Origin of the sequence: Rhodococcus wratislaviensis (assembly GCF_900455735.1) — a bacterium.
Lineage (GTDB): Bacteria > Actinomycetota > Actinomycetes > Mycobacteriales > Mycobacteriaceae > Rhodococcus_F > Rhodococcus_F wratislaviensis.
In genome coordinates this window covers 248,186-268,710 of sequence record NZ_UAUI01000022.1, presented here as the reverse complement: position 1 = coordinate 268,710, position 20,525 = coordinate 248,186, and the positions used below count along the sequence as shown (strand labels likewise).

19 protein-coding genes and 2 pseudogenes are annotated in these 20,525 nt (G+C 68.6%); 8 read left to right on the top strand and 13 right to left on the bottom strand.

Annotated elements, in window-relative coordinates; genetic code table 11:
- The first annotated feature begins 64 nt into the window (after positions 1–64).
- A complete protein-coding gene (locus DTA22_RS23775; protein WP_009478084.1) occupies positions 65–496 on the top strand; it encodes a type II toxin-antitoxin system Rv0910 family toxin in 432 nt (143 codons plus the stop codon).
- Position 497: 1 nt separating this feature from the next.
- Here DTA22_RS23775 and DTA22_RS23770 read toward each other — a convergent pair whose 3' ends face one another.
- A complete protein-coding gene (locus DTA22_RS23770) occupies positions 498–1,412 on the bottom strand; it encodes an ABC transporter substrate-binding protein (RefSeq protein WP_112301110.1) in 915 nt (304 codons plus the stop codon).
- Between the two features lie 88 nt (positions 1,413–1,500).
- On the opposite strand from DTA22_RS23770, the gene DTA22_RS23765 reads away from it, so the two are divergent.
- Both DTA22_RS23765 and DTA22_RS23760 read left to right on the top strand, forming a co-directional pair.
- Complete coding sequence (locus DTA22_RS23765) at positions 1,501–3,777, top strand: ATP-dependent DNA ligase (protein ID WP_457920861.1); 2,277 nt, start codon at positions 1,501–1,503, stop codon at positions 3,775–3,777.
- Entirely contained in the window at positions 3,777–4,373 is a 597-nt protein-coding gene (locus DTA22_RS23760; protein ID WP_112301108.1) for a hypothetical protein, read from the top strand. The genes DTA22_RS23765 and DTA22_RS23760 overlap by 1 nt, the downstream gene beginning before the upstream one ends.
- Here DTA22_RS23760 and DTA22_RS23755 read toward each other — a convergent pair.
- On the bottom strand, positions 4,323–4,592 hold the full coding sequence (locus tag DTA22_RS23755) for a hypothetical protein (protein WP_037234391.1): 270 nt from the start codon (positions 4,590–4,592) through the stop codon (positions 4,323–4,325). The genes DTA22_RS23760 and DTA22_RS23755 overlap by 51 nt on opposite strands.
- Positions 4,593–4,613: 21 nt before the next feature.
- On the bottom strand, positions 4,614–5,141 hold the full coding sequence (locus tag DTA22_RS23750; RefSeq protein WP_112301107.1) for a hypothetical protein: 528 nt from the start codon (positions 5,139–5,141) through the stop codon (positions 4,614–4,616).
- Positions 5,142–5,410: 269 nt separating this feature from the next.
- Here DTA22_RS23750 and DTA22_RS23745 point away from each other — a divergent pair.
- Positions 5,411–5,563: pseudogene (locus DTA22_RS23745) on the top strand (response regulator); the annotation flags it as partial.
- A 159-nt stretch (positions 5,564–5,722) separates the two neighbouring features.
- On the opposite strand, the gene DTA22_RS23740 reads toward DTA22_RS23745, so the two are convergent.
- The 3 genes from DTA22_RS23740 to DTA22_RS23730 are packed head-to-tail and all read right to left on the bottom strand — an operon-like array spanning position 5,723 to position 7,428.
- Positions 5,723–5,905: a hypothetical protein gene (locus DTA22_RS23740; RefSeq protein WP_112301106.1), complete on the bottom strand. Its 183-nt coding sequence runs from the start codon at positions 5,903–5,905 to the stop codon at positions 5,723–5,725.
- A 27-nt stretch (positions 5,906–5,932) separates the two neighbouring features.
- A complete protein-coding gene (locus tag DTA22_RS23735; RefSeq protein ID WP_112301105.1) occupies positions 5,933–6,739 on the bottom strand; it encodes an ABC transporter ATP-binding protein in 807 nt (268 codons plus the stop codon).
- The gene (locus tag DTA22_RS23730; RefSeq protein WP_112301104.1) at positions 6,736–7,428 is read right to left on the bottom strand and encodes a FadR/GntR family transcriptional regulator; all 693 of its coding nucleotides are present in this window, start codon (positions 7,426–7,428) and stop codon (positions 6,736–6,738) included. The genes DTA22_RS23735 and DTA22_RS23730 overlap by 4 nt, the downstream gene beginning before the upstream one ends.
- 94 nt (positions 7,429–7,522) lie before the next feature.
- On the opposite strand from DTA22_RS23730, the gene DTA22_RS23725 reads away from it, so the two are divergent.
- The gene (locus DTA22_RS23725; RefSeq protein WP_037240969.1) at positions 7,523–7,984 is read left to right on the top strand and encodes a PPOX class F420-dependent oxidoreductase; all 462 of its coding nucleotides are present in this window, start codon (positions 7,523–7,525) and stop codon (positions 7,982–7,984) included.
- Positions 7,985–7,995: 11 nt separating this feature from the next.
- Here DTA22_RS23725 and DTA22_RS23720 read toward each other — a convergent pair whose 3' ends face one another.
- From DTA22_RS23720 to DTA22_RS23695, 6 genes are read right to left on the bottom strand one after another with little or no spacing between them, the layout of a single operon-like run.
- Entirely contained in the window at positions 7,996–9,138 is a 1,143-nt protein-coding gene (locus DTA22_RS23720) for a CaiB/BaiF CoA transferase family protein (RefSeq protein ID WP_112301103.1), read from the bottom strand.
- Entirely contained in the window at positions 9,135–11,348 is a 2,214-nt protein-coding gene (locus DTA22_RS23715) for an acyl-CoA dehydrogenase (protein ID WP_037240997.1), read from the bottom strand. Before DTA22_RS23715 ends, DTA22_RS23720 begins: the two co-directional genes overlap by 4 nt.
- Positions 11,349–11,359: 11 nt before the next feature.
- On the bottom strand, positions 11,360–12,229 hold the full coding sequence (locus tag DTA22_RS23710) for an SDR family oxidoreductase (RefSeq protein WP_112301102.1): 870 nt from the start codon (positions 12,227–12,229) through the stop codon (positions 11,360–11,362).
- 10 nt (positions 12,230–12,239) lie between these two features.
- Positions 12,240–13,115, bottom strand: a complete 876-nt coding sequence (locus DTA22_RS23705; protein WP_037240974.1) for a MaoC/PaaZ C-terminal domain-containing protein — start codon at positions 13,113–13,115, stop codon at positions 12,240–12,242.
- Between the two features lie 5 nt (positions 13,116–13,120).
- Positions 13,121–13,552: a type II toxin-antitoxin system Rv0910 family toxin gene (locus DTA22_RS23700; RefSeq protein WP_037240976.1), complete on the bottom strand. Its 432-nt coding sequence runs from the start codon at positions 13,550–13,552 to the stop codon at positions 13,121–13,123.
- A 48-nt stretch (positions 13,553–13,600) separates the two neighbouring features.
- Positions 13,601–14,785 carry a lipid-transfer protein gene (locus DTA22_RS23695; RefSeq protein WP_112301101.1) on the bottom strand — a complete coding sequence of 395 codons (1,185 nt, stop codon included), beginning with the start codon at positions 14,783–14,785 and terminating at the stop codon, positions 13,601–13,603.
- A 103-nt stretch (positions 14,786–14,888) separates the two neighbouring features.
- Here DTA22_RS23695 and DTA22_RS23690 point away from each other — a divergent pair, with 103 nt between their 5' ends.
- Positions 14,889–15,584, top strand: a complete 696-nt coding sequence (locus tag DTA22_RS23690) for a TetR/AcrR family transcriptional regulator (RefSeq protein WP_037240981.1) — start codon at positions 14,889–14,891, stop codon at positions 15,582–15,584.
- Positions 15,585–15,607: 23 nt separating this feature from the next.
- Positions 15,608–17,898: pseudogene (locus DTA22_RS23685) on the top strand (serine/threonine-protein kinase).
- On the opposite strand, the gene DTA22_RS23680 reads toward DTA22_RS23685, so the two are convergent.
- Positions 17,899–19,161, bottom strand: a complete 1,263-nt coding sequence (locus DTA22_RS23680) for an Nramp family divalent metal transporter (protein WP_037240985.1) — start codon at positions 19,159–19,161, stop codon at positions 17,899–17,901.
- A gap of 165 nt (positions 19,162–19,326) precedes the next feature.
- On the opposite strand from DTA22_RS23680, the gene DTA22_RS23675 reads away from it, so the two are divergent.
- Positions 19,327–20,505, top strand: a complete 1,179-nt coding sequence (locus tag DTA22_RS23675; RefSeq protein ID WP_112301100.1) for an acyl-CoA dehydrogenase family protein — start codon at positions 19,327–19,329, stop codon at positions 20,503–20,505.
- Positions 20,506–20,525: the final 20 nt, after the last annotated feature.

Below are 20,525 nucleotides of genomic sequence, written 5' to 3'. Positions count from 1 at the left end.
GGCCTGTGAGTACTTATTAACCGCCCGCGGTTAATAAGTACTCACAGGCCGTTAGGCTGCACCAATGGCGAAACTCACGGTCAAGACCGATGTTCCCCTCAGCCCCCAGGACACCTGGGACAAGGCCTCGAATCTGCAGGACTTCGACAAGTGGTTCGTCGTCCACGACGGCTGGCGCGGCGAACTTCCCGAGACGCTTACGGCCGGAACCGAGATCAGTTCCGTCGTCACGGTCAAGGGACTCCGCAACCGCGTGAAGTGGACGATCAAGGAATACGACGCCCCGAACCGCATCGTTCTCAAGGGCGACGGCAAGGGTGGCGTGAAGCTCGGAATGGTGCTCGACGTCAAGGCGAAGGGCGACGCGTCGGAGGTGGCGTTCACCATCGAACTCGGTGGCGCGCCGCTGTTCGGACCCATCGGCTCGGGTGTCGCGAAGGCGCTGAAGGGCGACATCGAGAAGTCCCTGAAGACGTTCGTCGAGCTGTACGCCTGATTCAATCGAGGACGTGCGCGCCGCCGGTGTCGGTGATCCACTCGGCGGCAAGGGCGTCCAGCGTCCCGTCGGCGTAGAGCGAATCGACGGCCGCCGAGACGCACGCGGTGAGCGGGCTGTTCTTCTCCAGCACGAGGCCGAAGAATTCGGTGACGGCGTTCGGGCGCGGGAACTGCCCTACGAGAACACTGTCCTTCACCTCGTTGGCGGTGATCTGAAACCCGGTCGGGATGTCCACCACCAATGCGTCGATGTCGCCCGCGGCCAGGGCGGCCTTGGCGTCGTCGGTGGTGGTGAAACTGACCGGTGCCTGGCGGGGCTGCACGGTCTGGGTGATGGCGTCGAAACTCGTGGACCCCACCTGTGCCCCGAGGCGGAACGGCGCGAGGTCGGCGAGGGATTTGGCTCTCGCAGCGGGAGAGTTCTTCAGCGCCAGCACCGACTGCGTGACGGCGTAATAGGGCGAACTGAAATCGACCGTCTCGCGCCGCGTGTCGACGATCGTGAACTGGTCGATGGCGAAATCGAAGTTCTTCTCGCCGGCCGCCAGCGCGTCGTTGAATGCGACGGTCTCGAATTGCACCTGGTCCGGACCGTATCCCAGCTTCTCGACCACTTCCCGGGCGACGGCGCCCTCGTAGCCCTTGCCGTTGGACGGGTCACCGTCGACGAACCACGGCTGGTACGACGGACTGTCGGTGGCGATGGTGAGCACGCCGTCCCGCGAGGTGACGCCGCTGCCGGGGGCACAGTCGCCGACCGCGCGGGTGGACGGAAGTTTGGTGAACGCTTCGGGAATCGTCGAGGCTTCGGCCCGGGCGTCGACCTCCGACGCGGTGTCGGTGGAGCAGGATCCGGCGAGCAATGTCAGTGCAGCGGATATGGCGGCGACGGCTGTCTTGGGTCCTCGGTGCACCCCGCCATCTTGCCTGGCGGGTAGCGATCCGGCCAGCGCAGCGGCCGCGCGGCGCACAATATGTATGTATTGGCGTAGGGAGGTGCGCGTGGCCACGGCGGGAACCCGGCAACTGACGGTCGACGGACATCGCCTGTCCCTGACCAATCTCGGCAAGGTCCTCTACCCGGAGTCGGACACGACGAAGGGTGAGGTCATCGACTACTACACGCGGATCGCGCCCGCCATGCTCCCGCACGTCGTCGACCGTCCCGCCACCCGTAAACGCTGGCCCAACGGGGTGGACAGCGAGCCGTTCTTCGAGAAGAACCTCGCGGCCTCCGCGCCGGCGTGGTTGGAGCGCCGCGCGATCGAGCACTCGGATCGGTCCGTGCACTATCCGCTCCTGAACTCGGTCGCGGCGCTGGCGTGGGCGGGGCAGCAGGCCGCACTCGAACTGCACGTGCCGCAGTGGCGGTTCGACGGCCCTCATCGGGGTCCCGCCACTCGGATCGTCTTCGACCTCGACCCCGGTCCCGGTGTGGGCCTGGCCGAATGCGCGGAGGTGGCACGGGCCGTGCGCGACCTGGTCGCGAACCTCGGCTGGACCGCGTACCCGGTCACCAGCGGCAGCAAGGGTATTCACCTCTACGTGCCGCTCGACCGGAAGCTGGACGGTTCGGGCGCGTCGACCGTCGCGAAACAGGTGGCGACGGGACTGGAGAAGCTGCGGCCCGAACTCGTCACCGCCACCATGGCCAAGGCGGTGCGCGCGGGAAAGGTCTTCGTCGACTGGAGCCAGAACAATCCGTCCAAGACCACCATCGCGCCGTATTCGCTGCGGGGACGCTCCCAGCCGTATGTCGCGGCGCCGCGGAGCTGGGACGAACTCGACGACCCCGAACTGCGACAGTTGCGGTTCGAGGAAGTGCTCGCACGGTGGGAGTCGGACGGCGACCTGCTCGCCGGACTCGATCCGCCGATCGAGGACGACGCCGCCCTCGCCGAGTACCGCCGCAAGCGCGATCCGGGACGGACTCCCGAGCCGATGCCGGACGCGGTGCGGCCGGGGGAGGGCAACAGCTTCGTCATCCAGGAACATCACGCCCGGCGTCTGCATTACGACCTGCGGCTCGAACGAGACGGGGTGCTCGTGTCGTGGGCGGTGCCGAAGAACGTGCCGACGACGACGGGGGAGAACCGGCTCGCCGTGCACACCGAGGATCACCCGCTCGAATACCTCACGTTCTCCGGGACCATCCCGAAGGGCGAGTACGGCGGCGGCGAGATGACCATCTGGGACACGGGAACATACGACACCGAGAAGTGGCGCGACGACGAGGTGATCGTCCAGTTGCACGGCGAGCAGGTGGAGGGCCGGTTCGCGCTGATCCGCACGAAGGGCGACCAGTGGCTGATGCATCTGATGAAGGATCAGACACCGGGCGGCTCGCACACGTCCGAATTGCCGCGCGGACTGTCGCCGATGCTCGCGAGCCCCGGCACCCTCGACGGGCTGGACGCCGACGAGTGGGCCTTCGAAGGGAAGTGGGACGGGATCAGGGTGATCGCCGAGATCAGTGGCGGTGAGCTGAAGCTGACGAGCCGGGCGGGCAACGACAAGACCCGCGACTATGCGCGATTGGGGTGGCTGGCAGACGCTCTCGGCGACCACGAGGTGGTCCTCGACGGTGAAGTCGTCGCGTTCGACGAGCGGGGTGTCGCGAACTTCGGCCTGCTGCAGCAGGGCAACGAGCCGCACTTCCTCGCGTTCGACGTGCTGTACCTCGACGGGGTGTCGTTGCTGCGCAAGAAGTACACCGACCGGCGCCGCGTCCTCGAAGCCCTGGCGGCCAAGGTGGACGACCTCGTCGTTCCGCCGCAACTGCACGGGTCCGCGCAGGACGCTCTGGACGAGAGCCGCGGCAAGGGGTGGGAGGGTGTCGTGGCGAAACGCCGCGAATCCGTGTATCTGCCGGGCAAGCGGGGGTCGAGCTGGATCAAGGTGAAGAACTGGCGCACACAGGAAGCCGTGATCGGCGGGTGGCGCCGCGGTCAGGGTGGGCGGTCCACGGGAATCGGGTCGATACTGCTCGGCGTCCCCGAGGACGACGGTCTGCGCTACATCGGGCGCGTCGGAACCGGCTTCACCGAACGGGATCTGCAGGAACTCGCGTCCACCCTGGGTCCGCTCGAAACCGATACCAGCCCGTTCGTCGAAGACCTGCCGACCGCCGACCGCAAGGGGGCCGTGTGGGTGACGCCCACGCTGGTCGCGGAGGTGCGCTTCATGGATTGGACCGGCTCGAAGAGGTTGCGGCACCCCAGTTGGCGTGGGCTCAGGGACGACAAGGCACCCGAGGACGTCGAAGTGGAGGTCTCGTGATGGCCGGTATCCGATTCCAATCGACCCCGGAGAACGAGATCCCCGTCTCCGTGCCGGTCGACACGGTGCTGGCCCGCACCGAGTCGCTCGTGCTGTGGCTGACCGACGTTCACGTGTACAGCTGTGGTGTCGAATTCACGATCCAGGCACGCAGATCCGAGTCCACGGTGCTGCTCGACATGTTCGGCTTCGGCAAACCCGCGTCGCCGAAGAGCAGCGGGCCGTTTCTGTTCGGGGTCGAGTACGCGGACGGCAGTGTGTTCACGAACCTTCCCGGCGCCCGCATGGTTGACGGCCTGCACGGCGGGGCAGGCCGCGGTGGACCGCTCACCGCGGACAAGACGTACTTCCTCCAACCTCTCCCGCCGCCGAAACGCTGGTCGATGATCACGGCGTGGCCGTATTTCGGTGTCCCGGAGTCTCGGACCGACCTCGATTCCGCCGTGTTCGCCGACGCCGCGGAGCGGGTGGAGACACTGTGGCCGGAACCGGTCCACGCGCTCGTCGAGGCGCCGGACGGCCGACAGCAGCAGCCGGCGCTCGAGTTACCGCCAGGGGGCTGGTTCGAATGGGCCCACCGACTCGGTGTCGAATGATCCGGGCGGTTCCTGCGTCGGGGTGTGCAGCGCCGGGGGCGTGAAGACCGGCAGGGGTGCGGACGTACTCGTGTTCTCCTCGTGATGTTGCTCGGAGACACTCACGTCGGCGATCGGTGACGCCGTGCCGCTCGCGACGGCGATCCCGGCGGCGCCGACGACCGAGAGGACGAAGGCCGCGCCGGACCCGATCGCGATGCGGGACTTGGTGTGGGACATGGTGTGAATTTCCTCCGGTGATCAGGGGCCGACGACGGTTCCGCCGTCGACGGGGCCGGCTCCGCCGGGCGACTGCGGGGCTGCGGGCGGGGCAGGCTTCGGGCCTCCGCCGACGGGGAAGGGATTGGTTTCGGGTTCGAGAACGCCCGGCTCGACCTGGCCCGGTCCTTCGAACGGACCCTTCGGCGGGTGAACGGGGTCGACGACGACGGGCGGATCGACGACGACAGGCGGGTCCATTACGACGGGCGGCTGAGCGATCGGCGGCTGAGCGATGGGCGGTTGGGCAACCGGCGGCTGGGCGATCGGTGCTCGGACGATGGGCGGTGCCGCCACGATGGGCGGAACGACACCCGGTCCCGGTGCCACCGTTTCGGTGTCGGCCGAATAGCCGGGCGCCGAGTACCCGGGATTCACCGAGTAGCCGGGGTCTGCGACGACCCGGCCCGGGGTCGGCGCGATCGCCGGAGCCGGCTGCTGCTGCGAGATGGCCCCCTCCGAGCTCGGGGTCGGAGCCCCGTCGGTATGTCCACCGGCAAGAACGATCACTGCGGCTCCTGCGAGGGAGAACGTGAGGGCGGCGGTTGCGCCGATCGCGATGCGGGTTGCGGTGTGGACGATGGGGTGCCTCCAGTGGATTGGGGTGTCTAGCTGGGCTGATAGACCAAGCTTGCGCCGGACGCGAGCCTTTCGACAGGCACCCCAGGGTGCGCATCTCCCACCCCGCGGCGGAACCGCGGGCAAACCTGCACAGAATCTTCACAAGCTCTGACGGGGATCCGCACGTCCGCCCAATACAGTCGGGGAGCCAGCGAAGAGTGCTCGTCGTCGACGACGAGGCGACGATCTGCGACGCGGTCGCGGCGCGGTTGCGTGCGGAGGGCTTCGACGTCGTGACGGCGCCGGACGGCCCCTCCGCCGTCGCGGAGTGCGAGGCCTCGTCACCCGACGTGCTGGTACCGGACGTGATCGCGCGAAGGAGTTGCTGGCCGCGCATCCCGTCGGCTCGTGTGAGCGGGTGAGGTCGTAGCGCCTCCCGCGCAGTTGCCGACGGATTTGCCGGAATCGCAGGCAATTGCGTGGGAATCCGGCCAATGTCTTTGCAACTGTGGCGTAGGCCGGCTACCCACTCACGACAGGTCGCGGAAGGTCATGACGAAGCCGGTCATGGACGCGAGCACGGCCAGGACGTAGACCGGTACCTGCACCCAGACGGGTGCGGTGCGGTTCGCGGTCATCGCCGCCGCCAGTGCGACGACGATGAGCACCACACCGTAGAACGGGGTGCGCTGAGGGTGGTCGCCTCGTGCCATGCCCACCAGTGTGCACCGCGTCGGCGGCTATCCGACCACCTCGGGCACCCGCGTCTGCGCGACCCACCGACCGCGTTGCCGGGTGATCTCGATCGGGTGGTCGAAGCATTCGCTGATGGTGCCGGTGGTGAGGACGTCCGCGACGGGGCCCTGTGCGATCACCCGGCCGTCGCGGATGAGGACGGCGTGGGTGGTGGTGGTCGGGATTTCCTCGAGGTGGTGGGTGACGAGGATGCTGGCGAGGCTCGGGTACGTGACGCGCAGTTCGTCGAGTGCGGTGAGGAGTTGTTCTCGCGCAGCCAGATCCAGGCCGGTGGCGGGCTCGTCGAGCAGGAGGAGTTGCGGCTCGGATATGAGCGCCCGCGCGATCAGGGCCCGTCCGCGTTCGCCCTGGGACAGGTTGGGCCACAAGGCATCCGCGTGCTTCTGCATGCCGAGGGATGCGATCAGTTCGTCGGCTCGGGCGACCTGGCCGGCGGTCGGTGACCACCTCGGCACGAATTCGGGTGTGTTGGTGAGACCGGTCAGCACGACGTCGCGCACCGTCAGTGGCGCGTCGATCCGGTGTCGCGGGTTCACGTGCCCGATGTGGGCGCGCAACTCACGCATGTCGACCCGGCCCAGCTGATGGCCGAGGACGTGGACGGTGCCGTGGGTCGGGTGCGCGAAAGCGCCGAGCATGCTCAGCAGGGTGCTCTTGCCCGCACCGTTCGCACCGAGCAGCACCCAGTGCTGTCCGCGTTCGATGTGGAGGGTGATGTCGCTGAGCAGATACCGTCCGCTCCGCACGAGGTCGACGTGCTCGGTGCTGACGACCGAGTTCGGGGTGGTCACTGATGTTCGCCTTTCCGCAGTATCGACATGGTCGGATCGAGGTTGGCGGCGGTGGCGGCGACAGCCGCCTCGGCATCGCCCGCTTCCAGCGCGCGCACCAGGTCGTCGTGTGCGCAGCTGGTGTCGGGTCTGCCCGGTTCGTGGTCGACGAGTTCGGCCAGCGCTTCGACGAGCAGCGGCCGGATCGAATCGAACAGGGCGGACAGGATCGAGTTGCCTGCGATCTCCAGGATCGAGGCGTGGAAGTCGAGGTCGGCCGCGACGAAGACGGCGGTCGACTCGGTGGTGCTGTCGTGTCGGGCCGACAGCTGCTCTCGTAGTCGCCGAAGATCCTCGGGGCGTGCGCGTTCCGCGGCGAGCTGGGCGGCCTCGATCTCGAGGGCGCGCCGTACCTCGTATACCTCGAGCAGGCGGGCGCGGCGCAGCAGCTTCTCGAGTCCCGCACCGCCCGTGGGTGGCTCAGCGACGAACGTGCCGACGCCGTGCCGCACGTCGAGCAGGCCGTCGCGGGCGAGCAGCCGGACGGCCTCGCGGACGGAGGAGCGGCCGACGCCGAATTCGGTGGCCAGTTCGGCCTCGCTGGGGATGCGGCTGCCGAGGGCCCACTTGCCTTCGCGGATCCGGGCGGTGAGGAGTTCCTCGAGCTGGGGAACCAGCGGTCCGCTGCGGAGGGTGTGACGTCCGGCCATTCGGCGACGGTAGCACAGTCCTCAGACGTCTGAGGACTGTGGCGGAGCTTATGGTGAACCGGAGAGAACCAACGCAGCAGAGGAGAGGTGCACCATGGCCATCGCCACCGCCGACCGTGTCACGCGAGAAGAGTTGCTCGACTTCGTCCGTCCGCGCCATCGCAGCGTGCTGATCACCCGGAAGCGCTCCGGCGGCCTGCAGATCTCCCCGGTCACGTCGGGACTCGACTCGGAAGGGCGGATCGTCGTCGCCACCTACCCGCAGCGCGCCAAGGCGGCGAACGTGCGACACGACCCCGCCGTGAGCGTGTGCGTGCTCTCCGACGAGTTCAACGGCGCCTACGTGCAGATCGACGGCACGGCCGAGGTGCTGGACATGCCCGACGCGCTCGAGCCGCTGGTGGAGTACTTCCGCGGCATCTCCGGCGAGCATCCCGACTGGGACGAGTACCGGGACGCCATGCGGAAGCAGAACAAGAGCCTGATCCGGATCGCCATCGACGAGTGGGGACCCATCGCGACCGGTGGCTTCCCGCCGGACGCCGAGCGCGGATAGGTCCCCGTCACCTACTCGACGGCACCCGCCGAGCGCAGGTGCTCGATCCCCGACGGGTCGTACCCGGCCTGCGCGAGGATCGCATCGGTGTCCTGCCCGGGCCGCGGGGCCGGGCGGGGAACGGGCGCCGGGGTGCGGCTGAAGCGCGGTGCCGGTGCGGGCTGGCGGATGCCCCCCACCTCGACGAACGTCTCCCGTTCCTTGTCGTGGGGGTGCTCGTGCGCTTCCCACGGCGAGAGGACGGGCGACACGCACGCGTTGGAATCGGCGAAGACGGCCGCCCAGTCGTCCCGCGGCCGGGTCGCGAACACGTCGGCGAGGCGCTTCTTCAGTTCCGGCGCCGCATCGAGGTCGTACTGCGACGGCAGATCCTCGCCGCTCAACCCCAGCACGTCGAGGAGTTCACCGTAGAAGTGCGGTTCGACGCACCCGACCGCCACGTGCAGACCGTCGGCGCACGCGTAGGTGTCGTAGAACGCGGCGGCCCCGTCGAGGACGTTCTGCCCGCGACCTTCCTGCCACAGCCCGGCGGCGTTCATGCCGTGGACGAACGCCGTCAGCAGTGCCGCACCGTCGACCATCGACGCGTCCACCACCTGCCCACGGCCCGAACGGGAACGCTCGTGCAGCGCGGCCAGGATCCCCATCGCCAGCATCAGGCCGCCACCGCCGAAGTCGCCCAACAGGTTCAGCGGCGGCACCGGCCGCTCGCCGGCGCGCCCGATGGGTTCGAGCGCGCCGGCGAGCGCGATGTAGTTGATGTCGTGCCCGGCCCGCGGCGCGAGGGGTCCGTGCTGGCCCCAGCCGGTCATCCGCCCGTAGATCAGGCCGGGGTTGCGGGACAGGCAGTCGTCGGGGCCGATGCCCAGGCGTTCCGCGACGCCGGGACGGAAACCCTCGACGAGGATGTCGGCGCCCTCGACGAGTCTCAGAACGGCCCCCAGCCCCTCCGGGGTCCGCAGGTTCACCGCGATCGACCGCCGTCCGCGGTCGAGCACCCCCGACGGCGCCATCAGCCCGCTGCCGCCGTCGCCGGCCCGTTCGACGCGGATCACGTCCGCGCCGAGATCGGCGAGGATCATGCACCCGAACGGGGCGGGCGCGAGGCTCGCGATCTCGACGACGGTCAGCCCGCTCAGCGGCCCGCCGGTCACGACACCCCCTGCGCGTCGCGGGGCAGTCCGAGCATGCGTTCCCCGATCACGTTGAGCTGCACCTCGGTGGTGCCGCCGTAGATGGTGGTGGCGCGGCCGGCGATCAGCTGCTCCATCGCCTTGTCGCTCGGCTCCCCGGGAATGCTCACGGCGCCCGCCGCCCCCAGTTCGGCGACGACGAATTCGGCGATCGACTGCCCGAGCCCCATGCCCAGCAGTTTCCCGACGCTCGACGTGGTGCTCACGTCGGCCCCCGACAGTTGCTTCAGCACGATCCGTGAACCGATCAGATCGATGGCCTGGCTCTCGGCCACCAGTTCGCCGACACGGAAGCGTGAAAGCGGGCCGAGGTCACGGCCGCGGGCGAACTGCAGCAGATCCTTGTCGGTGGCGTAGGCCTCCATCTTCTGACTCAGGGCAACCCGCTCGCCCGCGAGGGTCGTGCGGGCCACGTTCCACCCGTCGTTCACGGTTCCGACCACGTTCTCGTCCGGGATGAACACGTGGTCGAGGAAGACCTCGTTGAACAGGGCCGACCCGGTCATCTCGCGCAGCGGCCGGACGGTCACCCCCGGCGTCGACATGTCCAGCACGAAGTACGTGATGCCCTCGTGTTTCGGTCTGGACGGGTCGGTGCGGGCGATCAGCATCGCCCAGTCGGAGAACTGCGCCACCGTGGTCCAGATCTTCTGGCCGGTCACCGTCCAGCCGCCGTCGACCTTCTCCGCCTTGGTGGTCAGCGACGCCAGGTCGGAACCGGCCCCCGGTTCGCTGAACAGCTGGCACCACACGAGATCTCCGCGCAGCGTGGGGACGGCGAGATCCCGTTTCTGCGCGTCCGTGCCGTGGGCGACGACGGCCTGCACCGCCCAGCCGCCCATCAGCAGCTGCGGCATCGGAATTCCCGCCGCCTTGATCTCCTGGGCGATGACGATCTGCTCGAGCGGGGACGCGCTGCGCCCGTACGGCTTCGGCAGGTGCGGCTGCACCCAGCCGCCGTCGCCGAGGGCGATCAACTGGTCGTCCTCGTCGAGGCCCACCAGCGGGGCGAGTTCCGCCCGCACCAGGGTGCGGATCGCCTCGGCGTCGTCCGGCAGTTCCAATTCGGAGGTGCGGGCGGTGCCTGCGAGGGACTGGTCGGCCACCCGAGTGGCCCGCTCCTCGCGGGTGCCGAGCAGCCCCCGGATGGCCAGCGCCCGGCGGTAGTACAGGTGTGCGTCGTGCTCCCAGGTGAATCCGATGCCGCCGTGGACCTGGATGCAGTCCTGTGCGCACTGCACTGCGGCATCGGGGACGACGACGGCGGCGATGTCCGCGGCGAAATCGGCGGTGTCGTCGCCGTTGTCGAGGGCGGACGCGGCGTCCCACAGCACCGCGCGCGCCTTCTCCAGTGCGATGCCCATGTGGGCGCACTTGTGCTTGACGCCCTGGAACTGGCCGATCGGGCGCCCGAACTGCACCCGTGTCTTCGCGTATTCGGATGCGGTGGACACGCACCACGACATCACGCCGATCGCCTCGGCACCGAGGACGACGGTGGCGACGGACCGGACACGCTGCTCGCCGAGCCCGTCGAGGATCCGGTCGGCGCCCACCTGAACGGCGTCGGCGGTGATCCGTGCCGAACCGCGGAGCACGTCGATGCTGTCCTGCACCGTGACGGTGACATCCGCGGAATCGACGACGGCCCAGCGGACGTCGTCGCCGACGGTGATCGGGAGTAGCAGGAGGTCGGCGTGTTCGCCGCCGAGGACGGCGTCGGCGACCCCGGTGACACGGTATCCGCCCTCGTGCGCAAAGGCATCGAGTGGACGGCCCAACGCGACTGCGGCGGTGTGTGATCCGTCGAGGAGCCCCGGCATCAGCTCGATGCCGACCTTGGAATCCGCGGCCGCCACGAGCGCGGCGGACAGCGCTGTCGGGACGAACGGGCCCGGAGCGGCCGTCCGCCCCAGGGCTTCGAGAGCCACCGCCAACGTGAGGAGCCCGGCGCCGTGACCGCCCTTGTCCTCGGGGATGTGCAGTCCCAGCAGGTCCTGACCGACGAGTGCATCCCAGAACGGCGGGAACTTGTCCTCGCTCGGGGACTCGACCGCGGACCGGACGCGATCCGCGGTGATGGTGCGTTCGGCGAATGCGCGGATCGAGTCGGCGAGGGCCCGGTGTTCCTCGGTGAGCCCGAGCCCGAGCTCGTACGTGTTCTTGGCCATGTCGGGGCCCTTCAGCCGAGCCGGTCGGCGAGGTCGGCGACGGTCCACGGGCCGTCGCTCTCGATGGTCGTGACGTCGTGCCAGCCGGCGAGCTCGGAGATGGCCCCGCCCTGCACGGCGAACACCTTGCCGGTGATCTTGCAGTTCGCGTCGGCGAGACGCGCGACGAGCGGAGAGATGTTGGCGGGGCTGAACGCGTCGAACTCGCCCTCCGGCACCTCCTCGGCGAACAGCGCGCCCATGCCCGGGGTGGCCAGCGTGAGCCGGGTGCGGGCGATCGGGGCGATCGCGTTGACCCGGACGCCGTAGCGTTCGAGTTCGTCCGCGGCGACCAGGGTGAGTGCGGCGATGCCCGCCTTCGCGGCGCCGTAGTTGCCCTGGCCCGCGTTGGGCATGAACGTGCCCGACGCGGACGCGGTGTTGATCACGGACGCGTTCACGGTCGCGCCCGCCTTGGTCTGCGCCTTCCAGTACGCCGCCGCGTGGTGCAGGGTGGCGGCGTGTCCCTTGAGATGTACGGCGATGACGGCGTCCCACTGGCTTTCGGTCATGCCCGCGATGAAGGCGTCCCGCAGGATGCCCGCGTTGTTGACGAGGACGTCGAGTCGGCCGAACTCGCGCACCGCTTGGTCGACGAGTCCTTCGGCGCCGTCCCAGGATGCGACGTTGTCGGTGTTCGCGACTGCCCTGCCGCCCGCGGCGACGATCTCGTCGACGACCTGCTGCGCTGGGCCCGCGTCCTCGCCGGTGCCGTCGTTCGCGCCGCCGAGGTCGTTGACAACCACGGCAGCGCCCTCGCGGGCGAAGAGCAGTGCGTGCTCCCGGCCGATTCCGCGTCCGGCGCCGGTGACGATGGCCACCCGTCCGTCGAGTGTTCCCATGTGCGTGCTCCTAGGTTTCGGTGTCCGCGATGACGGCGAGGCCGTCCTTGATGACGAGTGCGTCGCCGACGGTGGTCTCGTAGGCGTACGACGTTGCCGCGCCCGTGGGCTCGGCGACCTGCCGGAACTGCGTGCCGATGTCCTGGCCGGGCAGGACGGGTTTCGCGAACCGCACGGCGAGCCGGCGGAGCCGTTCGACCCTGCCGTCGGCGAGTTCGGTGAGCGCCGCCCACGAGGTGAACGCCATGGTGCACAGGCCGTGGTTGATGATTCCGGGAAGTCCGGACATCCGGGCGATCTCGTCGTCCAGGTGGATCGGCATCGGATCACCGGAGGCGGGGGAGTAGCGGAACGTCTGGTCCTCGTCGATGTGCTGGGTGATCGTCGCGACCGGGGCCTGTCCCCGTAGGGACTCGTCGAACCGGTGCGCGGGTGCCTGCTCGCCGAGTCCGGCTCCCGCGTCGACCTTCCGGAAGAACGCGGTCATCCACTGCTCGTTGACCAGTTCACCGGCTTCCGTGGTGGTTTCGACGTAGACGACGACGGTGGAGCCGTTCTCCCGGCCCTCGAATCCGATCGGCTTCGCGCGGACCACGAGGGTGTCGCCGGGGCGGATCGGACGGTGGAAGTGGAAATCCTGCTCCCCGTGCACGAGCTTCATGAGCAGTTCGACCGGGGCGACGGACAGTGCCGCCGGTGCCATCGACGTGAACGCGGGGACCACGGCGAACACCGGGGGCGCGACCTCGCCGGCGAGATGGCGTTCGATGGGATCGTTGGTGGCCGCGGCGTAGTCGGCGATCCGCTCGGCGGTGACCTCGAACCGCTGCGGATCCGTCCACTGGCCGACGCCGCTCGTATCGAATTCGACTGTGGGGGTGGTCATGCGGATCAGCCCACCATGTCGGCGAACCCGGCCAGGGAGGCCTCCAGATCCGCCTTGGCGTTCTTGGCGACGGCCTTGCCGATGGGGCCGACGATCATCGTGCCGGTGAAACTCGCGTCGATGATCGCCGTGGATCCGGCGCCGTCCGGCTCGACTTTCAGCGTGAATTCGACGGTGACCCCGGCCATGCCGGTGCCGGAGATCTTCACCATCTCGGGGACCTGCACCTCGGTGACGGTCCACTCGATCTTGTTGGCCATACCCATCACGGAGACGACCTCGGTGAACTTCGATCCGAGTGCCACCTGGGTGGGGATCTCGCTCTTCCAGGACTGGTGGATGGTGAGCCACTCCTCCCAGCGGGACAGGTCGGAGAGCGCGTCCCACGCCTTGTCGGGGGAGGCGGGCAGGGACGCTGCGACGGAAACGGAAGCCATGGTGTACTCCTGGTGTTTCGAGGTGAAAAGAATGGTGAGAGAGAAGGATCAGAGCGCGCGGTAGGCGGTGACGACGACGGCGCCACCGAGGCCGATGTTGTGCTGGAGGGCGACCGCGGCGCCGTCGACCTGCCGCTTGTCGGCCGTGCCGCGGAGTTGCCAGGTGAGTTCGCTGCACTGGGCGAGTCCGGTGGCGCCGAGCGGGTGGCCCTTGGAGATGAGACCACCGGACGGGTTGACCACCCAGCGGCCGCCGTACGTGGTGTCGTCGTTGTCGACGAGTTTGCCGCCCTCGCCCTCGCCGCACAGCCCGAGCGCCTCGTAGGTCAGCAGTTCGTTGGTGGAGAAGCAGTCGTGGAGCTCGATGACGTCGATGTCGTCCGGTCCGATGCCCGCCTGTTCGTACACGCGGGCCGCGGCCGTGCGGGTCATGTCCGCGCCGACCAGGCTGATCGCGCTCCGGTCCTCGAACGTGCTCGGGAGGTCGGTGACCATGGACTGGCCGACGATCTCCACGGCCTGCCCGGCGAGGTCGTGCTTGTCGACGAACTCCTCGCTCACGACGACGACGGCACCGGAGCCGTCCGAGGTGGGGGAGCACTGCAGTTTGGTGAGGGGCCCGTAGATCGGCTTCGAGCCGAGGATCTCGTCGAGCGTGTACTCGTCCTGGAACTGGGCGTACGGGTTGTTCTGTGAGTGGCGGTGGTTCTTCACGCCGATCTTGGCGAACTGTTCCGCCGTGGTCCCGAAGCGTTCCATGTGTTCCTTGCCTGCGGCGCCGAACATGTAGGGGGCAGGCGGCATCGCGAACTCCTGGAGTTCGGCGAGCGCGAGGAGATGGCGCATCATCGGTTGTTCCCGGTCGTCGTACGTGGACCCGAGCGAACCGGCCTGCATCTTCTCGAAGCCCAGCGCGAGTGCGCAGTCCACCTGACCGCTCCGGACCGCCTGCGTGGCGAGGAAGAGCGCGGTCGACCCCGTCGAACAGTTGTTGTTGACGTTCACGATGGGAATGCCGGTGAGGCCGAGTTCGTACACCGCCCGCTGTCCCGACGTGGACTCGCCGTACACGTATCCGACGTACGCCTGCTCCACGAGCGCGTACTCGATCCCGGCGTCCTCGAGTGCCCCGCCGCCTGCCTCGCGCGCCATGTCGGGGTAGTCCCACTCGCGTGCACCCGGCTTCTCGAACTTCGTCATCCCGACGCCGACGACGAACACCCTGTTACCCATTGCGGCTCCCTGAGTCCGGAGAAATATGTGTGTGACACCCTGTCTCACCAAAGTATGTGAGACAGGCTGTCCAGTCAACAGTCGGATGGGTAACGTGTGCGTGATGCCGGACAAAGTGGAAACCGCCGCGTCGCCCCAGGGCGACGGCCGCGCCACGCGCTGGGAGGACCACAAGGCGGAACGCCGAAGCCGGATTCTCGAAGCCGCGATGGACGCCATCAACGAGGACGGTCCCGACGTGGGCGTCCAGCAGATCGCGAACCGCGCCGACGTGCCGCGGTCGGTGGTCTACCGGATCTTCGCCGATCGCGGCGACCTCGACGAGCAGTTGCGCGGCCGCATCATCGAACGGCTGATGGCGGACCTCGCCCCCACGTTGACACCGGAGGGGACCGTGGGCGAGGCGATCGCGCGCGCGGTCGAGACATACCTGAGGTGGATCGTGGAATATCCACGGCTCCACCAATTCCTCGGCACCGGATCGCCGAGCCGGCGCACCACCGGCTCGCGTGTGGTGACGGGAACGAAGACCGCGATCGCACTCCAGCTGTCGGGGTTGATCGCGACGGTCCTCGACACGGTGGCCGGCAATTCGGATCTGGCCGAGTCGCTGGCCTTCGGTTTGGTGGGGCTCGTGGATGCCAGCGTCAACCGGTGGCTGAGCAACCCGCAGCCGGCGCTCGGCAGCGACGAGCTGGCCGAGTTCCTCGAGGTGTCGATCTGGCAAGTGCTGCACGGCAATCTGGCGCGGATCGGCGTCACCATCGACCCGTCGACCCCGGTGTCGGAACTGCAGTAGTCCGCCGGGCGTGGCCAGCTACCATGGCTTTCATGCCCTCCCGGCGAGGTTCACCGGCCGCTTCCGAGCAGGCCTGGGTGTCGGACACGGCGGTCGGCGACGCCGTCGCGCGCTTCGCCAGTGCCTGGGAGTCCTCGTCGTCCGCGCCCGATCTGGTCGCGTATCTGCCCACCTCACCCGCGCTCCGCCGCGTCACGCTCGTCGAACTGGTCAAGGTCGACCTGGAGAACCGCTGGCTGCGCGGCGACCACCCGAAGCGGCTCGCCCAATACTGTGAGGAGCTGCCCGAACTGCGGCGGTGGCCGTTGCCGCCGGACCTGCTGTACGAGGAATTCCACATCCGGCGGCGCAGCGGGGAATCGGTCGAGGCGAGCGAATACACCCAGAACTTTCCGGGCCAGGCCGGTCAGCTCGACGAACTACTCGGCACCGGCGAGTACCAGAGCACCTCGCTCCACCACGGCGAGAAGACCCCGACGGTGTATGCGGGGAGCGTAGCCACCCTCGACGATCTCGAGGTGGGCCAGCGGATCGACGACTTCGACCTCATGACCGGTCTCGGCCGGGGCGCGTTCGCGCGGGTGTTCCTCGCCCGGCAGCGGTCGCTGCAGAGACTGGTCGCGGTGAAGATCTCACAGGACCGCGGCACCGAGCCGCAGACCCTGGCCCAGTTCGACCACGACTACATCGTCCGGGTCTTCGATCAACGACTCCTCGCGGGCCGCGACCTGCGACTGCTGTACATGCAGTACGTGCCGGGGGAACCCTGCTCGACGTGGTCGGCCGGGTACGTGAGACGCCGCCGGACTCGCGCAGCGGCGCCGTGCTGCTGGATGCGATCGACCGGGCCCTGGTGGGCAGGGGCGAGATCCGGCCCAGCGAATCCGCCGTTCGTCAGGAGATCGCGACGCTGACCTGGCCCGAGACGGTGGCCTGGCTCGGCCGCCGGCTGGCGCAGGCGCTCGATTACGCCGGGAGGCACGGCGTGCTCCACCGCGACGTCAAACCGGCGAACGTGCTGCTGACGGCCGAGGGCGTCCCGAAGCTCGCCGACTTCAACATCAGTTTCAGCGGGAACATCGCGGGTGCCAGCCCGGTGGCGTACTTCGGCGGCTCGCTGGCCTACATGTCGCCGGAACAGCTCGAGGCGATCCACCCGGACCGGCCGGGCGCACCCGGCGATCTCGACACCCGCAGCGACCTGTATTCGCTCGCCGTCGTCCTGTGGGAGTTGCTGACCGGCAGAAGACCTTTCTACGACAGCGACGCCGAACTGCACTCCCACCCGCCCGGCGACCGCACCACACTCGACGCGATGCTCGCGCGGCGGCGCGGACCGGACGAACCGGCCGAAGGCGAACTGCCCGCCGACTGCCCGAACGCGCTGCGGCGAGTGCTGCTCACATCGCTGGCGCCGGCACCGAAGGATCGGTTCTCCTCCGGGGCCGAACTCGCCCAGCAGCTCGACGTCTGCCTCGACGCGCACGCCCGCGATCTGGTCGATCCACCGCCGGGAAGCTGGCGGCTGCGGATGCGGCGGTGGACGCACCCGATCATGTTCCTGGCCATCGCAGTTCCCAATCTGCTGGCGATCCTCTACAGCTACCAGCACAACAGCACCCTGATCATCAGCAAGCTGCCGCCCGCCGCGCAGGAGAACTTCGAGCGGATCACCCGGATCGACTACACGGTCGCGTTCCTCATCGGAGCCGTGGGCACGCTGTCGATGGTGCTCTACCTGACGATGGTGGCCGGCGGGCTGCGCCGGGGGCGGGTCTACACCGGCGCCCAGCTCGCCCGGGCGCGCCGGGACACCCTGCTGCTCGGCCAGCGGTGTGCACTGCTCTGCCTCGGTCTCTGGGTGGTCAGCGGCCTCGTCGTGCCGATCACGCTGGAGGTGAGCGGCAGTGAGGTTCCGTGGAACACGGTCGTCCACTTCACTGCATCACAGCTCGTATGCGGAGCGATCGCGGTGGTCTACCCGTTCTTCTTCGTGAACTTCTACGCCGTCCGCTGCCTCTACCCGGTGTTTCTGCGGCACGGCGAGATCAGTGCCTCGGACGCCCGGATGCTGCGACGGCTCGGGCGACGCAGCACGCTCTTCCTCGCCGCGGCGGCCGCCGTGCCACTGCTCGGGATCGCGGGGGCCACGTTCATTCCCCCGGAAGACCTGCCCCGGGTGATCGTCGCGCTCCGCGTCCTGTGCGTCGGCAGCGTCGTCGCGTTCGTCGGGGCCTACTGGATGTTCCGGATGCTGTCCGAGGACCTGCAGGCGCTGCACCGCGTCGTGTCCGGTGCGCCGCGGCACGAGTGATCAGGCCGAACCCGTGAACGTCAGCCACAGCAGCGACACGTTGAGCACGACGATCAGCGACGCCGCCACCCAGGCGGCGACTGTGGTGGCCGTCGCGTTGCGGTGGACGCCCATCAGGTCGCGACTCGACGTCATCCGCACGAGTGGGATCACCGCGAACGGGATGCACAGGCTCAGCACCACCTGACTGAGGACGAGCGCGAACGTGGGATCCACCCCGACCGCCAGCACGACCAGCGCCGGGATCAGGGTGACCACCCGGCGCAGCAGCAGCGGGATGCGCATCGACAGCAGGCCGTACATGATCTCGGAGCCGGCGGCGCAGCCGATCGACGTGGACGCCAGGCCGGAAGCCAGCAGTCCGACGGCGAAGATGACGGCGACGGTGGGGCCGAGCGAACTCTGGATGGCGGCGTGCGCGCCGTCGATCGAATCGGTGCCGGGGATGCCGCGCAGGGCCGAGGCGGCGAGCAGCAGCATGCCGATGTTCACCGCGCCCGCCACGATCAGCGCACCTACCACGTCCCACTTCGTCACCCGTAGCAGTCGCGCGAGGCGCGGTCCTTCCAGGTCGTTCCCGTGCCGGTCGCGGGCGAGGGCGGAGTGCAGGTAGATCGCGTGCGGCATCACGGTGGCGCCGAGCATGCTCGCGGCGAGCAGCACCGTCTCGGTGCCCTCGAAACGCGGCACGAGTCCGGCGAGCGCGTCCGTGCCCGACACGTCGGTGAACGCGAGTCCGGTGAGGAACCCGACGGTGATGATCGTCAGGAGTCCCATCACGACGAACTCGAACGTCCGCTGACCGCGGCGGCTCTGGATCGACAGGATGCCCATCGACACGACGCCCGTGATCAGGCCTCCGACGAAGAGTGGAACGCCGAACAGGAGATTGAGTGCGATCGCGCCGCCGATCACCTCGGCGAGGTCGGTGGCGATCGCCATCGCCTCCGCCTGCAGCCAGAACGCGCGGCGGTTCCCGGTCCGCAGGCGGGTCCCCAGCATCTCGGGCAGTGATTTGCCGGTGACCAGCCCGAGTTTCGCGGACAGGTACTGCACCAGCACGGCCATGGCATTGGCGAGCACAAGGACCCAGACGAGCAGGTACCCGTACTTCGCGCCCGCGGTGAGGTTGGCGGCCACGTTTCCGGGGTCGACGTACGCGATGGCCGCCACGAAAGCGGGCCCGAGGAGCGCGACCGTTCGAAGGCTGCCCTTGCGGGGTGTGCGGCGCGGGAGGAGAGGGCGGGGTGCCTCGATGCTCACGGAGCTCCTGGTCGTGGTCTGTCGATCTACCTGCTGATTCGTATCTCCGCACTATAGATTTAGGTATGGCGAACTTTCAAGCGTGAGGTGCGGATCGGCTCGGAATTGCCACCTCGGCGCTATATTGACTAGAACGTGTTCTACTCGCGGAGGAAGGGAGTCCCGATGGGTCAGGTTCTCGACAGAATCGAAGGCGTCGCCGAGGAGATTCGCGGGCAGGCCGTCCGGTCGGAGGCGGACTGCCGACTCACCGACACCGCCGCCGGCCTCCTGCGCGACTCCGGGGCGATCCGGTTGCTGCAGCCCAAGCTCTACGGCGGCTACGAGGTCCACCCCCGCGAGTTCGCCGAGACCGTCATGGGAGTCGCCGCACTCGACGGTGCGAGCGGATGGGTCACCGGGATCGTCGGCGTGCACCCGTGGGAACTGGCGTTCGCCGACCCACAGGTGCAGGAGGAGATCTGGGGCGAGGACAACGACACGTGGATGGCGTCCCCGTATGCGCCCATGGGTGTCGCGACCCCGGTCGACGGTGGGTACGTCCTGAAGGGGCGGTGGTCTTTCTCGTCCGGAACCGACCACTGTCAGTGGGCCTTCCTCGGGGCGATGGTCGGTGACGGCGAGGGTGGCATCGCGATGCCACCCTCGTCTCTGCACGTGATTCTGCCGCGCACCGACTATGAGATCGTCGAGGACACGTGGGACGTCATCGGACTACGCGGAACCGGAAGCAAGGACCTGATCGTCGACGGTGCGTTCGTCCCGGGCTACCGGACGTTGAACGCGGCGAAGGTGATGGACGGACGTGCGCAGAAGGAGGCGGGCAGGCCGGAGCCGCTGTTCAACATGCCGTATTCGTGCATGTTCCCGCTCGGCATCACCGCCGCCGTCATCGGCATCACCGAGGGCGCGCTGGCCTGTCACATCGCGGTGCAGAAGGACCGCGTCGCCATCACGGGGAAGAAGATCAAGGAGGATCCCTACGTGCTCAGCGCGATCGGGGAGTCCGCCGCCGAGATCAATGCGTCGCGGGTCTCCCTCATCGAGACCGCAGACCGGTTCTACGACAAGGTCGACGCGGGCAAGGAGATCACGTTCGAGGAGCGTGCGATCGGACGCCGCACCCAGATCGCCGCGGCCTGGCGCGCGGTGCGTGCCGTGGACGAGATCTTCGCGCGCGCCGGCGGCGGCGCGTTGCACTACAAGACTCCGATGCAGCGCTTCTGGCGGGACGCGCACGCCGGTCTGGCCCACGCGGTCCACGTGCCCGGACCGACCAATCATGCGAGCGCGCTCACCCAACTCGGCGGTGAACCGCAGGGGATGATGCGCGCCATGATCTGAAAGCGCCGGGAGGCCGAGGC

Bases quoted from the DNA above. Each gene is read 5' to 3' on its own strand.
- DTA22_RS23775 (WP_009478084.1), top strand. From the start codon at position 65: ATGGCGAAACTCACGGTCAAGACCGATGTTCCCCTCAGCCCCCAGGAC.
- DTA22_RS23760 (WP_112301108.1), top strand. From the start codon at position 3,777: ATGGCCGGTATCCGATTCCAATCGACCCCGGAGAACGAGATCCCCGTC.
- DTA22_RS23755 (WP_037234391.1), bottom strand. From the start codon at position 4,592: ATGTCCCACACCAAGTCCCGCATCGCGATCGGGTCCGGCGCGGCCTTC.
- DTA22_RS23740 (WP_112301106.1), bottom strand. From the start codon at position 5,905: ATGGCACGAGGCGACCACCCTCAGCGCACCCCGTTCTACGGTGTGGTG.
- DTA22_RS23730 (WP_112301104.1), bottom strand. From the start codon at position 7,428: ATGGCCGGACGTCACACCCTCCGCAGCGGACCGCTGGTTCCCCAGCTC.
- DTA22_RS23725 (WP_037240969.1), top strand. From the start codon at position 7,523: ATGGCCATCGCCACCGCCGACCGTGTCACGCGAGAAGAGTTGCTCGAC.
- DTA22_RS23715 (WP_037240997.1), bottom strand. From the start codon at position 11,348: ATGGCCAAGAACACGTACGAGCTCGGGCTCGGGCTCACCGAGGAACAC.
- DTA22_RS23710 (WP_112301102.1), bottom strand. From the start codon at position 12,229: ATGGGAACACTCGACGGACGGGTGGCCATCGTCACCGGCGCCGGACGC.
- DTA22_RS23705 (WP_037240974.1), bottom strand. From the start codon at position 13,115: ATGACCACCCCCACAGTCGAATTCGATACGAGCGGCGTCGGCCAGTGG.
- DTA22_RS23700 (WP_037240976.1), bottom strand. From the start codon at position 13,552: ATGGCTTCCGTTTCCGTCGCAGCGTCCCTGCCCGCCTCCCCCGACAAG.
- DTA22_RS23695 (WP_112301101.1), bottom strand. From the start codon at position 14,785: ATGGGTAACAGGGTGTTCGTCGTCGGCGTCGGGATGACGAAGTTCGAG.
- DTA22_RS23690 (WP_037240981.1), top strand. From the start codon at position 14,889: ATGCCGGACAAAGTGGAAACCGCCGCGTCGCCCCAGGGCGACGGCCGC.
- DTA22_RS23675 (WP_112301100.1), top strand. From the start codon at position 19,327: ATGGGTCAGGTTCTCGACAGAATCGAAGGCGTCGCCGAGGAGATTCGC.